We start from the raw sequence: 14,017 nt of genomic DNA, 5'->3' as shown, positions 1-14,017 counted from the left end.
ACCGGTCACCGCACCCCTGAAAACCAGCTAACCAACTCTCCATCAAACCCGGGGCTTGACACAGGTTCTGCTGGAGGAGGACCAGGAAGCCAGGGAAACGGGCCGGCCCGACAACCCTGACCAACCCCGGCAGCCAGCGGCGATGGACCACTGGGAGCAACTCACCAACCGGGTGTCCTGCGGCAACGAAGGCGTCCGAGACCTTCCGGTCGCCTACCGCTACGGTCTGTCCAGCCGAGCGGCCCACCTCACCTACCGGGCCCTCTGGCCGGCCGGCAAGGGCTGGCCGACCAGGGTCGGCCGCGCCCTGCTGCTGCTGATCCGGCCGCTGATCGTGTTGCTACCGCTGGCCGCTGACCCGGCCCGCGCCGCCGCCACCACCCTGCTGGTCCTGCTCGGCTACGCGTCGATCGCCGACGCGTCCCGCGCCGACGAGAACCACCCCGGCTGGGTCGCTGGCGTCGCCGCGCTGCTCACGGCTGCCGCTATCGTCGCCTGTCGCCGGCTGGATCCGGGGCACCCGAGACTGGGCGCGGCTCGACCGCGAGACCGAATCGTGGAGCGAGGAGTGGCACCGGGTCGGCCATCAGATGTGGTGCAGCGCGCGGCGCTGGCGGGCCCTGGGCCTGGTGCTGGCGGTCGTCTTCACCGCAGGAGGCGTCGGGCTGCTCTGGTTGCTTCCGAACGGCAGCCTGCTCGGCAACCGCCCGGAAACCCTGACGATCGTCGGCACCGTCACCGTCACCACCTTGTGGTGGCTCGCCCACCGGCACGACCCGGCCCGGATCCCGCTACCCCGCCTCCGACGGCAGAAGCAGCCGTACGACGCGGCGTGGAGCGCGGCGGACCATCGTCGTCCCGTCCCCGTCCGGCGGGCCGTCTTCGTCTGCGCCATGCTGTTGCTGCTCCTGCCGCTGGTCATCTGGAAACAGCCCCGCCGGCTGCTGGAAGGACTCGCGCTCGAGCCGCTGCGGCTGGTGACCCCCCGTGCCGAGGTCACCGTGCAGGGCGTTCCCGAAGCGCACTTCCCGGCGATCGAAATCGGGCTGCTCGCCGTAGCGCTGAGCGCGGTCCTGCTCTGGGGCTGGACGAAGCCCTGGCCGGCTCTCGCCGCGATCATCGGCACCGGCATAGTAGTCGCAACCGCCGCGCACCTGCTGTGTCCCGGCCGGATCACCAGCGGTCAGCTGACCGGGCTGCTCGTCGTCTGGGCGTCCTGCATGGCGGTCGTCACCGTCTTCCTACCTGTTACCGAGCAGTCCCCCGATCGGGTCTGACGCCGCCCGGTCACCGTCCGCCCGGCGCTCACCGGTCAGGGTGCGCCGGACAAACTCCAGCAGCAGTGCCCATTTGAACGCCTGCTGTGCGTTGTCCGCGGCTGCGGAATGCCCACCCTCGACGTTCTCGTGGTAGGTGACGTCGTGGCCGTACTCGCGCAGCCGGGCGACCATCTTGCGGGCATGGCCGGGATGGACCCGGTCGTCGCGGGTCGAGGTGAGAAAGAGCGACGGCGGGTACGCCGTGCCCCGTCGGATGTTCTGGTACGGCGAGTACTCCCGCAGAAACGCCCAGTCCGCCGGATCGTCGGGGTCACCGTACTCGGCCATCCAGGAGACTCCAGCGAGCAGCTTGTGATATCGGCGCATGTCCAGCAGCGGCACCTGCCCGACAATCGCGCCGAACAGCTCCGGGCAGCGGGTCAACATCACGCCCATCAGCAGCCCGCCGTTGCTGCCGCCGTAGGCGCCGAGCCGGTCCGGGCTGGACAGGCCACGGGCGACCAGGTCGGTGGCGACGGCGGCGAAGTCATCGTAGGCGCGGAGCCGGTTCTCCCGCAGCGCGGCGGTGTGCCAGCGCGGTCCGTACTCGCCGCCGCCCCGGATGTTGGCGACCACGAAGCTGCCGCCCCGGGCCAGCCAGCCAGCACCGACGACGCCGCTGTAGGTCGGGGTCCAGGCGATCTCGAAACCCCCGTACCCGGTCATCAAGGTGAGCCCGGCCGCCGGTCCGGGCGGGCTGGTCTCGCCCGGTGTGACCAGGAAGTACGGCACCTCGGTGCCGTCGGCGGAGACGGCGAAGAACTGCCGGACGGTCATCTGGTCCGCGTCGAAGAAGGCCGGACCGGTCTTGACCGGCCGCATCGGCCCGTCAACGGTGCCGTGCAACAGCGTCGGTGGCCGGATGAACCCGGCGGTGTGCAGCAGGAACTCGTCGCCTCGGTCCGGCTCGGTGTCGGCCACATCGGTGTGGTCGAATCCGCCGGCGTCGGGCAGCGCGCGCCGCCGCCAGCCGTCGTCGCCGGGGGTCAGTACGGTGATCTCGCTACGGACGTCGGTGAGGGTGACCAGCAGCAGATGGTTGCGGGTCCAGGCGTGGTAGCTGTAGGCGGAGCGCTCGGTCGGCTCGAAGACCGTGGTCAGCTCCCGTTTGCCGGCCAGGAACTCGTCGACCGGGGTGACCAGCACCGCGCCGGCCGGGTAGGTAGTGTCACCGGCCTGCCAGTCGCTGCGCAGCTCAATCAGCAGCCACTGCCGATGCAGGTCGATCTCGGCGTCCGAGGGCACGTCGACCAGGCCCCAACCGCCGTCGGGCCGCAGCAGGTAGGTCCGGTTGCGGAAGAACTCGGTGCGCCGTACCGCCAGGTCGCGCTCGTAGCCAGCGGTCGGGTCGTGTACCACGGAGACGGTGACATCGTCGACCTCGCCGGCGAACGCCAGCGGGGCGTCGGCCAGCGCGGTGCCGCGCTGCCAGCGCCGGATGGTCCGCGGGTAGCCGGATTTGGTGACGGTGCCGGGCCCGAAGTCGGTGCCCACGTAGATGTGGTCGCGGTCGATCCAGCAGACGGTGCTCTTCGCCTCCGCGACGATGAAGCCGTCCGGCACGAAGTCGCGGGTGGTCAGGTCGAACTCGCGGACCACCGCGGCGTCCGATCCGCCCCGGGACAGTACCACCAGGCACCGGTCGTACCCTGGCCGCAGCACGTGGGCGCCCTTCCAGACCCAGTTCTCCCCTTCGACCCGGGCGAGTTCGTCGAGGTCGAGCAGGATCTCCCAGCTCGGCTGCGGCCGACGGAACTCGTCGAGGGTGGCCCGCCGCCACACCCCGCGGGGATGTCCGGCGTCCTGCCAGAAGTTGTAGAGGTGGTTTCCGCGCCAGGTCGGGTCGGGGATCTTGTCGGCGGAGTCGAGCACCTGCTTGATCTGGTCCCGCAGCTGGGTGAACCCCGGCTCGGCGGTCCAGCCGGCGGTGGTCTCCGCGTTTCGGTCGCGCACCCAGTCCAGGGCAGCGTCACCGAGCACCTCCTCCAACCAGAGGTACGGATCGCCGCCGTGCGACACCCGGCCGTCCATCACCATCCGTCTTCCTCCCCGCCCCCGGCCCGCTCTACGGGGGTACGCACCAGGATAGGCAAACTCGTCGTACCGCACCGCCCAGCAGAGGGTGCTGTCTCAAGGCCGGCTGCGAACGTCGCCGCCGAAGCTGGACACTGGACGCTACCGTGACGGTCGGACAAGATTGACGCACGTCCAACCTGCAGACGTGCGACCGGTGATCCGTCCGGGCCGGGTGGCGCGGACGGTTGGGGTGGGAGTGGACCGGCGACGATCGGGGCTGACAGATGAGCAGCATGCAGGAGGCGCAGCGGGCACACGCCCAGCAGGTGCACGCCCAGCACCGGGCCCAGGCCTTCGCGTACCGTCAGCATCAGCAGATGGTCTGGGAGGCGGAGAACGCCCGGCAGGCCGCCGAGCAGGCCGCCACCGAGGACGAACGCCAACGCAAGCGTCTCTACACCGAGGCCCGTGCGGCGAAGGTCGCGGCGGCCAACGCGAACCTGCGGTCGCGGGTAGCCGAGCTGGAGGAGCTGCTCGCCGACACCCTGGCCGTCGACGACCACATCGACCTCGAACGGCTCAAGCGCAGCAGCACCCCACCGCCGTTCGATCCCGGTGATCTCGCCGTACCGCTGGCCGCACCGCAGTGGTCCGACTTCGCCCCGCCGGAGCCGGCCGGTCTGGGCCGAATGTTCGGCGGCGAGGTCCGTCACCAGCAGCAGGTCGCCGAGGCGCGACAGGCGTTCGAGCAGGCCACCGCGAAACACGAGGCGGCGGAGGCGCAGCGGCGCCGCCGGCTGGCCGCAGCCGAGGAAAAGTACCGTCAGCAGTGCGAGAAGCTGGCCGCCAAGATCGCCGCGCACAACGCGGCGATCGACCGGTTCTCCGCCGTCTTCGCCGCCGCCGACCCGAAGGCCGTCGTCGAGTACTTCGGGCTGGTGCTCGGAAACTCCGTCTACCCGGACGACTTCCCGCAGCGTTACCGGCTCGCCTACCTGCCCGAGTCCCGTCAGTTGGTGGTCGAGTACCACCTGCCGGCGGTCGAGGTCGTGCCCCGGATCCGGGAGTACCGTTACCAGCCGGCCGACGACGAGGTGACGGCGGTCGGCCGCTCGGCGACCGAAATCGCCGACCGGTACGCCGACCTCATCACCCAGATCACCCTGCGTACGGTGCACGAGTTGTACGAGGCGGACCGTACCAGGCTGCTGGAGACTGTCTGTATCAACGGCATCGTCGAACGGATCGACCCGGCCACCGGCCGACCGGCCCGGCCCTGCCTGGTCAGTCTGCGTACCACCCGGGACGAGTTCGTCGCGATCAACCTGGCCAACGTCGACCCGGCCGCCTGCCTGCGCCGGCTCGGCGCACGGATCTCCGCCGACCCGGTGGATCTGGCGTCGGTGCCCGCCATTGTCGACTTCGACCAGGTCGACAAGCGGTTCGCCAATGAGATCGACGTCCTCGCCGACCTGGACCAGCGACCAGACCTGCTGACCACACCGGCTGACCAGTTCGAGCAGCTGATCGCCGACCTGTTCACCAAGCTCGGGCTGCAGGTACGCCAGGTACGTACGACGGCCGACGGCACGGTGGAGTGCATGGCGCACGATCCCCGCCCGTTGTTCGGCGGCACGGTCGTCGTGCTGGCTCGGCGCGGGGGCACCATGGACGTCTCTGCGGTCCGTGACCTGTTCGGCGTCGTCCAGGCGGAGAACGCCTCGAACGGCATCCTGGTGACCACCGCCGGCTACACCTCGGCGGCCTTCGACTTCGCTTCCGGAAAGCCGTTGGAGCTGATCGACGGCTCGGCGCTGCTGCACATGCTCGCCGAGACCGGCGGGGTCAAGGCCCGCATCGACCGCCGGGCCTGAGCCGCGACCGTCGCGGGTCAGCGGGTCAGCGGGTCAGCGGGTCAGCGGGTCAGCGGGTCAGCGGGGAAAGTACCGGTCCAGGAAGTCGTTGTGGAACACTCCGGTTGGGTCGTAGCGGGCCAGCAGGTCGGCGAAGTCGTCCCACCGCGAGTACCTGCCGGCGAGTTCGTCCCGGCCGATACCGAACAGCTTGCCCCAGTGCGGTCGGGGGGCGTACGGCGCCAGCGCCTGCTCGACCGCGGCGATCACCGGCGTCACCGCCGTAGCATCCGCGACCCAGGTGAAGTGGATCGCGACGCTGTCCCGCGAATGGTTCATGCTCAGCCACAGTTCGTCGGCGGCGACGGTACGAATTTCGCAGACCTGCAGCACGGGCGCGACCCGGTCGCGAATCCGGGCCACCGCGTCGAGGGCGTCTACCACGTCGCCGGCCGCTACCAGGTATTCCGACTGTAGTTCGGCACCGCTGCTCGGAGTGAAGTCGAGCCGGAAGTGCGGCAACCTGGTGTGCCACGGACCGGCCACCCCCAGCTGGCTGGTGCAGTTTTCCACCGGCATTCCGGGTACCGGGTGGCGGGGGCCGTCGGCGGCGGCGAGCCCCAACCCGGCGGCGTCGACCGGCGGATGGTCGTGGTCGGTGCGCCGTTTCACCCACACCTGGTCGATACCGGTCCCGGTCCAGTCGGTGAACATGCTGACGCTGTAGCCGCTGGCCTGGAGTCGGTCCCATCCGGCGACGAGCGCGTCGCGGGACAGCCCGTGATAGACGTACTGCGCCACATCGAAGGTCGGCTCGATCGACAGGGCAACGCTGGTGACCACGCCGAGCCCGCCGAGACCGACCACCGCGCCGGCGAACTCGGGATGGGACTGGTCCAGCCGGACCAGGTCTCCGTTGGCGGTCACCAACTCCACCGCCCGTACGGCGGTGGCGAGGTTGCCGTTGCCGCGCCCGGAGCCATGGGTAGCGGTCGTGCAGGCACCGGCGACCGAGATGTGCGGCAGCGAGGCCAGGTTGTGCAGCGCGTACCCGTGGGCGTGCAGGTGTTCGGCAAGCTCGCCGTAGCGGACACCGCCGCCGGCGGTGACCGTCAATGTCTCGGAGTCGACCGTCACCTCGGCGGGCAGGCCGGCGAGCGAGACGAGGTCTCCGTCGGTGTCGGCGATCCGGTTGAACGAGTGCCCGGTGCCGAGCACCCGCAGCCGGGCCGATCTGCCCACCACCTGTCGCAGTTCGTCGACGGTGGTCGGGCGATGGACGTGACGCGCGGCGAAGGTTACGTTACGCGCCCAGTTGGTGACCACAGCGGCCATCAGCCCGTTCTCCTCTCGCCGACCCGCCTCACCGTACCCTGGACCGACGCAAGCTACGGTCGCGCCGGAGGAGGTCCCATGCGGGTGGCGGTGTTCAGCACCAAGCCGTACGACAAGCGGTTCCTGGCCGCCGCGAACGCCGAGGCCGGTCACGACCTGGTGTTCCTGGAGCCGAGGTTGTCGGCGGACACCGCACCGTTGGCCGACGGCTGCGACGCGGTCTGCGCGTTCGTCAACGACGACCTCAACGCACCGGTGCTGGAGACGCTGGCCGGCGGCGGGGTCCGGCTGGTCGCGCTGCGCTCGGCCGGGTTCAACCATGTCGATCTGGCCACCGCGCGCCGGCTCGGGCTGACCGTCACCCGGGTGCCGGGCTACTCGCCGCACGCGGTCGCGGAGCACTGTGCCGGGCTGATCCTGGCGCTCAACCGCAAGATCCATCGCGCCTACAACCGGGTCCGGGAGCACAACTTCGCCCTCAACGGGCTGCTCGGTTTCGACCTGCACGGCCGGACCGTCGGCGTCGTCGGCACCGGCAAGATCGGCGTCCGGTTCATTCGGATCATGGCCGGGTTCGGCTGCCGGGTGCTCGCCGCCGACCCGTACCCGTCGGACGAGGCCATCGCCGCCGGCGCCAGTTACGTCCCGCTGCCGACGCTGCTCGCCGAGTCGGACATCATCACCCTGCACTGTCCGCTCACCCCTGACACCCATCACCTGATCGACGAGGAACGGATCGCGCAGATGCGCGACGGCGTGATGCTGATCAACACCAGCCGGGGCGCGCTGGTCGACACCGCCGCCGTGATCCGCGGTCTGAAGAGCGGCAAGATCGGCCATCTGGGCCTCGACGTGTACGAGGAGGAGGCCGATCTGTTCTTCGAGGACCTGTCCGACCAGATGCTGCGCGACGACCTGTTCTCTCGGCTGGTCACCTTCCCCAACGTGCTGATCACCGGCCATCAGGCGTTCTTCACCGAGGAGGCGCTGCACAACATCGCCACCACCACCGTCGGCAGCCTGACCGCGTACGAGCGGGAGGGCACCCCGGCGGACATCCAGCCCGACGCCCTGGTGCGCTGACCGACGAACCCCGTACGCGGGCGTCCGGGCCCAGCGCCGGCCGCGGCCCGGTCCGATCCGGCCGGGAGCAGACAGTGTCAAAGTCATGGCTGAAGGCCGGCCGGCCGGTTCCCCGTTCCCGCCGGTTCACACCGGTTAGCTTCCCACGTCTGCGGAAACTCTTCACCTTGACGGATGCTCAGCCCGGGCCGGCCCGGCAGCGCGGCCCGGTCGGCCGATCAAGGGGCAGGACCAGGAGCGCACCGAGAGTCAGGAGTGACGCCATGGGGTACCTCACCACGCAGGACGGCAGCCAGCTCTACTACAAGGACTGGGGTTCCGGCCCCGCCATCGTGTTTTCACACGGCTGGCCGCTGACCGCCGACGCATGGGACGGCCAACTGCTGTTCCTCGCCCAGCAGGGGTTCCGGGTCATCGCGCACGACCGGCGTGGGCACGGCCGGTCCAGCCAGTCGCCCGAGGGCAACGATATGAACGGCTACGCCGACGACCTTGCCGCGGTGATCGAGGCGCTCGGCCTGACCGACGCCACGCTGGTCGGGCACTCCACCGGTGGTGGTGAGGTGGCCCGGTACATCGGCCGGTACGGCACCGGACGGGTGGCGAAGGTGGTGCTCATCTCCGCCGTACCGCCGATCATGGTGCAGACGCCGGACAACCCGGACGGGCTGCCGCTGGCCGTGTTCGACGAGATGCGGGCCAACCTGGCCCACGACCGAGCGCTGTTCTACCGGGATCTGGCGATCAAGTTCTACGGCGTGAACCGGCCAGGTGCCGAGGTCTCCGACGGCATCCTGCACCAGTTCTGGTCGTGGAGCATGCAGGCCGGGCTGTGGAACGCGTACCAGAGTGTGGCGGCGTTCTCGGAGACCGACTTCCGTGACGACCTCGCCGCCTTCGACGTCCCCACCCTGGTGATGCAGGGCGACGACGACCAGATCGTGCCGATCGGGAACGCTTCGATGAAGACCGCCCAACTGGTGTCCGGCGCCCAGGAGGTCTATTATCCGGGCGCCCCGCACGGTATCACCGCCACCCACCAGGACCAGGTCAACCAGGATCTGCTCACGTTTTTAAAGAGCTGAGCCCGGCACCGGCCGCGTTCGTCGGCCTTAACCGACTCCGTCACAAGAAGCCGAGCGGTCCGTTTCGCCAGGACCGCTCGGTCCCCGCTGGCGACCACCTCTGCCTGCCCGACATCGGCCAGCACACCGGGGATTCAACCGCACTGCCACGTTTGTCCGGGTCCGTGGTGCCAACGCCAGCCGACGAGCCGCAACTTCCGACCGGGCGTCCGCAGCAATGAGATCGACAGAGCCGCCGGCGGTGTCCGGCTGGTGGATCCGCCGATGCCGGGCCGCTTCGACCAGCACCGCGCGGCCGAATGACGACATCCCGACTACCAGCAGCCGACTGAGCCGTACGGTCGGCATCGGGTCCTGCCGGAACAACCAGCGGGCGGCGAGCTCGTATCACCCATAGACGCCAGTCGGCTACCGAACGCTTGACCATCACATTTCACGGTGAAGTGGGAAAATCTGCCTTGGTGCCACTGGTCCGTCACCACGCACACCGACCGGATAAGATTCCTTCGCCGGGGCGGTAGCTCAGCCGGTCAGAGCAGGGGACTCATAATCCCTCGGTCGCGGGTTCGAGCCCCGCCCGCCCCACCGACCGCACCATTGTGCGAACCGGTGGTTGTTCCTCGTGAGTGCCCTCGCCCGGGTTGGGCGGGGGCATCGTCGTGTCGGTGGGGATCTTGAACACGGGGATGACTCCCTGGTCGGTGAGTTGGACTTCGGCGATGAGGGTCTCGATGGCGGCTTTGCGTTCGGTGTCGCTGCCGCTGGTCATGATCGTGCTGAGGTAGTCGCGGATCGTGGTGATGGTTCCGGGTGCTGGCGGCGCGGGTTGGGCGGTGAGGTCGGCGTCGAGTTCGGTGTGCCGGGTGTGGAGTTGGGCCAGCCGTTGGCGGAGTTCGCGGATGCGGGGTCCGGCGGTGGCGTCGTCCATGGTGCCGTTCTCGAACGCGGTGTGATACCTGGAGATGCTGGTTTCGGTGGTGGTGATCTGGTTGGCGAGGGCGGTGAGTTCGGCGGTGCGGTCGTCGGTGGTGGTGTGGCGTTGGGTGTGGGCGCGTTCGATCATGGCGACGAGGACGGGTTCTGCGGTGGTGTAGAAGTCGTACAGGGCTTGCAGGACGGCGTTGTCGAGGTCGTCGGCGGGGAGCCTCGGCGCGTCGCAGGTGGCGTGTTTGCCGTAGCGGGTGCGGGTGAAGCAGGTGTAGTAGCGGTAGCGGCGGGTTCGTCCGTTGGCGGACGTGCCGATGTAGCGATGTCCGCAGCGGGGGCATGTGAGCAGGCCGGTGAGGTAGTAGTCCGAGTCGGACATGGCCCGTTGGGTTTGGGCGTCGCCGCGGGCGGCGGCGATGTCCTGGGCGCGTTGGAAGGTGTCGCGGTCGATGAGGGGGTCGTGGGCGTCGGGGACGTAGACGTCGCGGTAGGCGATGTCTCCGATGTAGGCGGGGTTGTCGAGGATTCGGTTGATGGTGTGTCCGGACCATTTCTTGCCGGTCCGGTTGGGGACGCCGCGTTCGTTGAGGGTGGTGGCGATGGCGCGGGTGCCGACGCGGTCGCGGGTGTAGAGGCGGAAGATGTCGCGGAGGATGGGTGCCTCGTCGGGGTGTGGGACGAGTCGGTGGTCGGGGTTGACGAGGTAGCCGTAGGGGCGGGTGCCGCCGGCCCATTTGCCTTTGCTGGCTTTCGCTGTCATGCCGCTTTTCACTCGGTCGATGATGATGTTGCGTTCGAATTCGGCGAATACGGCGAGGAGTTGGAGCATCATGCGACCGAAGGGTCCGCCGGTGTCGATGGGTTCGGTGGCGGAGGAGAAGCGGACGTTTGATGCTTCGAGGATGGTGACGAGGTCGAGGAGGTCGGTGACGCTGCGGCTGAATCGGTCGAGTCGGTAGACGAGTAGGACGTCGTAGAGGCCGGCTTTGGCGGCGTGGAGTGCTTTTTTGAGTCCGGGGCGTTCGGTGGTGGCGCCGGAGGCGTCGTCTTCGTATTCGGCGACGATGGTCCAGTCGGGCTGGGAGGCGACGTATTTTTCGAGGGCGGCGCGTTGGGCGTCGAGGGAGAAGGGTTGGTGTTCGTCGTCGGTGGAGCGGCGGATGTAGATGCTGACGCGGCTTGGTCCGGTGGGTCGCTGGGGTGGGTCGGTGTGGTGGGCGCGTCGGCCGCGCCGTTTGGGTGGGGCGAGGGGTGGGGCTGTCATGCGGTGGTGTCCTTCGAGGTTGAGGGGTGTTCCCGGTGGCGGCCGGGGGTGGCCGTCACCGGGAGGGGTCGGGCTACGGGAAGAGGTGGGGGTGGTCTTCGATGAAGTGGTTGAGTAGGACGGCGAGTGCTTCGGCGGCGTTGTCGAGGTCGGCGGGGGTCATGGGTACGGTGTCGATCCGCGCGACCCGCAGGGGAATGCTGGATTCCTTTCCGTGGGTGCGGATTGTTTTCGCACCGCCGTTGTTGGTGGCGGTACCGGGATGCGGTTCGTCAAGATAGCTCCGGACGTTGTTTTCGTGGTGGGGCGCGTGGGCCACGGTCCTCCGAAAAGCGTGTGACGCTGCTGGGGTCGGAGTCCTTCTTTCATGCGTTTCCCTTTCCTGCGCGGATTTGTGCGGTAGAGCCGGTTGATGCGGTAGAGCCGGTTGATGGCGGTTGGCCGGCTTCTGTTTCGCTGGGTCGCGGACGGTACCTCCGCGATCTGTCAACGGGAAGGTTTGGATCTGTCAGCGGCTCACGGGCAACTCGCGGCGGGATGCTGTGAGCCGTTGACAGATTCTGGGGCTTGCTGTCACCCCGATGGCGGAGGTATGGTCCGCGACTTCCTGCCGTCAGGGGCTGGCCGCTGCAGCTGTCGGGACTGCGGCTGCGGCTGGGGTTGTCGGTGCGTGGCCTGGTCCCGCGTCCGTGCACCGCGTACAGGCGGCGTGACCGGTCGGTGGTTGGCGGCGTGTGCGGTTCAGGCCGGCTGTCCCGAGTCGCCGTCGGGTAGTGCGAGGTCGGCCAGGCGCAGCGGCGGCAGAGCGGCTCGGTGTAGCCGCCACACCGGCTCCGCTGGGTTCATGCCGGTGGTTTCGCGGTGCACGACGGTGGCTACCGGGTAGCGGACCCCGGCGGCGGTGAGTTCCTGATGCAGGTGCCGCTCGCGTAGCGACGAGGGTAGCCAGAACAGCACCGGCCAGAACCGTCCGGTGACGTCGGCGAGGTCGTGGTAGCCGTGGATCTTGTCGACGAGGCGGGACAGGGGCCGTTCGGTGCCGAGGTCATACTCGAGGAAGAAGGGGACCCGCTGGCCGTCTTCGACCCAGATGCCATGCCCGTCGGGCCGTGACCTGGGGATGTAGGCGAAGGCGGAGACGTCGTCGCCGGGCTCGGCGAAGGCACCGGTCTGCTGGCAACGCGCGGCCGGCCACCACCGCAGCAGTGCGGTGCCGGGGTGGGTGCGGGCGTGTCCGGCGAGGTCGGTGAAGAAGCCGTTTACGCCGAGCAGGTGGGGCAGGTTCGCCCGGCGGGTGAGATGCCAGCGGCGTTTACGGGAGCGGTCCTTGCGGGGCAGTTCCTCGCCGCGTTGCGCGGCGACGACTTCCACACCGAGTTGGGCCAGGACGTAGTGGTAGGGGTAGGAACCGCCGTCGGGTCTCTGCGGCCGGAACCGGTCCACCACCCCCAACTGCTGGGTGAGGGCGCGGAGGCGTTCCTGGGCGTAGTCGACCGACGGGAACAGGGCGTGGGCGATCTGGAAGGAGGTGAGGACCCCGTGGTCGGCGAGCCAGCCGAGCAGGATGAGGTCACGGGTGGTGAGTTGGGACTGGACCCGTAGCACCGGATCAGCCATCCATCACCACCTTCCCCGGGGGGAGAGAGCCGTGGAGAGGGTCAGTCGCAGCGTTCGAGTGAGTCTGGACAGCGGCGCTGACCTGCGGTGTGAGACGACGGTGGGGGTCCGTTGGGGGGTCCGGGTGAAGCGGGACGTGAAGCAGGACGCCCGGCGGGACCGGCGACGGGAGGTCAAGCCGGGATCTGTCAGCGCGGGACGTTGAGGATGCGGCAGCCGCAGGCGGCGGCGAGGGTGGATGCGTGGACAGGGTGTACTCCAGGTGAGAAAGGGGGGTTCGTCTGCGGAGTGGACGGGACAGGTGGTGCGCGTAGTGACGGTGGGCAGGCGTATCCGCGCCGGGTGACGCCCGGCCGGGCGGATCTCGACATGCGGAGGTCAGGAGTCACTGTGGAGGTGTCAACGAACAAGCCCACCCCGCAAGAGGCAGACCAGGATTCGAGCAGCAGAAGTCGCGGCAACCTGACAGACAGGTTGTCGTCGATACGAAGAACAGGGGGTTGGCGGCGGAGCGGGGGCACAGCCTGAGCGGGTGCCGACAGTCCTCACGGCAGTGTCAGGGCCGCGCGGTGCGCGTCGGCCAGGCTCGCCACGACAGCCGCGAACAGCTTGCCGTGGGCGGGCGGCTAACTCGCCGGCGTGAAGTCCTTCATCAGCGGTCCTCCCATCACTCCGCGCCCCTTGACCATGACCCGCGCGGGCCACGAACGACGACAGGCGCCACCACACGAGGTGTCGCCCGCGACATGACACGGCCGAAACAACCGGCCGCGCAGGGAACGCCCATCCAGTACGCCCCGGCAACCCACCCCAGGTCAATCAATTTAAGATAACAATGAGGTAATGCGGCTTGACTTCAATCCAGATTTGTGCGTCTGGGTCCTGCCGAGTGTGCCTGAGTCCGCCTGCGTCCAGACAAAGACGGGTGTCGTTGCTTGCGGATCGGGTTGAAGGCGTCGAAAGTCGAGAGCGTGCAGCGATGGGATCCGTTGAAGGAGCATCAACTGCTGTTGCTGCGGCGGATCGGCGCCGGGGACGACCTCAGTAGCCCTGACGGAGTCGACCAGCGCCACTCGGCTCGGGCATTGCAGACCCGTCGCCTCGTCGACATCAGCCGCCGAGGCGGAGTGTGGCGAGCTCAGATCACCGATGCCGGCCGCTTCTATCTCGACAACGGCATCCACCCTGACCACCCCGACCGCCTTCTGAGCGGCACGACGGTACCCCGCCAGCGCGAACGGACCACCGTCACCGCCAAGCAAGGCGAATCGGCCCCGGCCCGGCCACGAGACGGTGACGCCGCGACGACGGCCGGCTCGACGCGGTCCCCAGCCGCCACGACGGTCAAACAGGCCCGACAACTCGTCGAACGCCTGCAAGCCGAGGGCGGAACCGTACTAGTCGCAACGCCGCTCGGTTAAGCCGTTGCGGCGGCGGTCAAGGGTGTGTCGGTCGGGCATGGGAAAGCGGAGTTCCTGTAACGAGGTGAGTCACTCCAAGACGCCTCGAGACCAGGAA

The 14,017-nt window shown here is 68.8% G+C and carries 10 protein-coding genes and 1 tRNA gene; 6 read left to right on the top strand and 5 right to left on the bottom strand.

The annotated features are described in order from the left end of the window. Nucleotides 1-590 precede the first annotated feature (590 nt). Nucleotides 591-1,277, top strand: coding sequence for a hypothetical protein (locus ACFHWU_RS27465; RefSeq protein WP_416592073.1), 687 nt, complete (start codon nucleotides 591-593; stop codon nucleotides 1,275-1,277). Here ACFHWU_RS27465 and ACFHWU_RS27460 read toward each other — a convergent pair. Further along, nucleotides 1,242-3,356, bottom strand: coding sequence for a prolyl oligopeptidase family serine peptidase (locus tag ACFHWU_RS27460; protein ID WP_416592072.1), 2,115 nt, complete (start codon nucleotides 3,354-3,356; stop codon nucleotides 1,242-1,244). The two genes, ACFHWU_RS27465 and ACFHWU_RS27460, sit on opposite strands and share 36 nt — an antisense overlap. Nucleotides 3,357-3,619: 263 nt before the next feature. Here ACFHWU_RS27460 and ACFHWU_RS27455 point away from each other — a divergent pair, with 263 nt between their 5' ends. After that, nucleotides 3,620-5,209, top strand: a complete 1,590-nt coding sequence (locus ACFHWU_RS27455) for a restriction endonuclease (RefSeq protein WP_416592071.1) — start codon at nucleotides 3,620-3,622, stop codon at nucleotides 5,207-5,209. Nucleotides 5,210-5,266: 57 nt separating this feature from the next. On the opposite strand, the gene ACFHWU_RS27450 is transcribed toward ACFHWU_RS27455, so the two are convergent. Then, complete coding sequence (locus ACFHWU_RS27450; protein ID WP_416592070.1) at nucleotides 5,267-6,523, bottom strand: FAD-binding protein; 1,257 nt, start codon at nucleotides 6,521-6,523, stop codon at nucleotides 5,267-5,269. A gap of 78 nt (nucleotides 6,524-6,601) precedes the next feature. On the opposite strand from ACFHWU_RS27450, the gene ACFHWU_RS27445 reads away from it, so the two are divergent. The 3 genes from ACFHWU_RS27445 (at nucleotide 6,602) to ACFHWU_RS27435 (ending at nucleotide 9,276) form a co-directional block, all read left to right on the top strand. Beyond that, a complete protein-coding gene (locus tag ACFHWU_RS27445; RefSeq protein WP_416557621.1) occupies nucleotides 6,602-7,606 on the top strand; it encodes a 2-hydroxyacid dehydrogenase in 1,005 nt (334 codons plus the stop codon). A gap of 263 nt (nucleotides 7,607-7,869) precedes the next feature. Further along, the gene (locus ACFHWU_RS27440) at nucleotides 7,870-8,691 is read left to right on the top strand and encodes an alpha/beta fold hydrolase (protein ID WP_416557619.1); all 822 of its coding nucleotides are present in this window, start codon (nucleotides 7,870-7,872) and stop codon (nucleotides 8,689-8,691) included. A gap of 511 nt (nucleotides 8,692-9,202) precedes the next feature. Continuing rightward, nucleotides 9,203-9,276: transfer RNA gene (locus ACFHWU_RS27435), tRNA-Ile, on the top strand. On the opposite strand, the gene ACFHWU_RS27430 is transcribed toward ACFHWU_RS27435, so the two are convergent. The 3 genes from ACFHWU_RS27430 to ACFHWU_RS27420 form a co-directional block, all read right to left on the bottom strand. Continuing rightward, the gene (locus ACFHWU_RS27430; RefSeq protein ID WP_416592075.1) at nucleotides 9,236-10,882 is read right to left on the bottom strand and encodes a recombinase family protein; all 1,647 of its coding nucleotides are present in this window, start codon (nucleotides 10,880-10,882) and stop codon (nucleotides 9,236-9,238) included. The two genes, ACFHWU_RS27435 and ACFHWU_RS27430, sit on opposite strands and share 41 nt — an antisense overlap. A gap of 73 nt (nucleotides 10,883-10,955) precedes the next feature. Beyond that, nucleotides 10,956-11,201: a hypothetical protein gene (locus ACFHWU_RS27425; RefSeq protein ID WP_416592068.1), complete on the bottom strand. Its 246-nt coding sequence runs from the start codon at nucleotides 11,199-11,201 to the stop codon at nucleotides 10,956-10,958. Between the two features lie 422 nt (nucleotides 11,202-11,623). Beyond that, nucleotides 11,624-12,499, bottom strand: coding sequence for a replication-relaxation family protein (locus ACFHWU_RS27420; protein WP_416592067.1), 876 nt, complete (start codon nucleotides 12,497-12,499; stop codon nucleotides 11,624-11,626). A 935-nt stretch (nucleotides 12,500-13,434) separates the two neighbouring features. Here ACFHWU_RS27420 and ACFHWU_RS27415 point away from each other — a divergent pair. Continuing rightward, nucleotides 13,435-13,920 (top strand): hypothetical protein, encoded by a 486-nt coding sequence (locus tag ACFHWU_RS27415; protein ID WP_416592066.1) that lies wholly within the window; start codon nucleotides 13,435-13,437, stop codon nucleotides 13,918-13,920. Nucleotides 13,921-14,017: the final 97 nt, after the last annotated feature.

Origin of the sequence: Micromonospora sp. LOL_015, assembly GCF_048060275.1 — a bacterium.
Classification (GTDB): domain Bacteria; phylum Actinomycetota; class Actinomycetes; order Mycobacteriales; family Micromonosporaceae; genus Micromonospora_E.
This window is presented reverse-complemented; position numbering and strand designations above follow the sequence as displayed.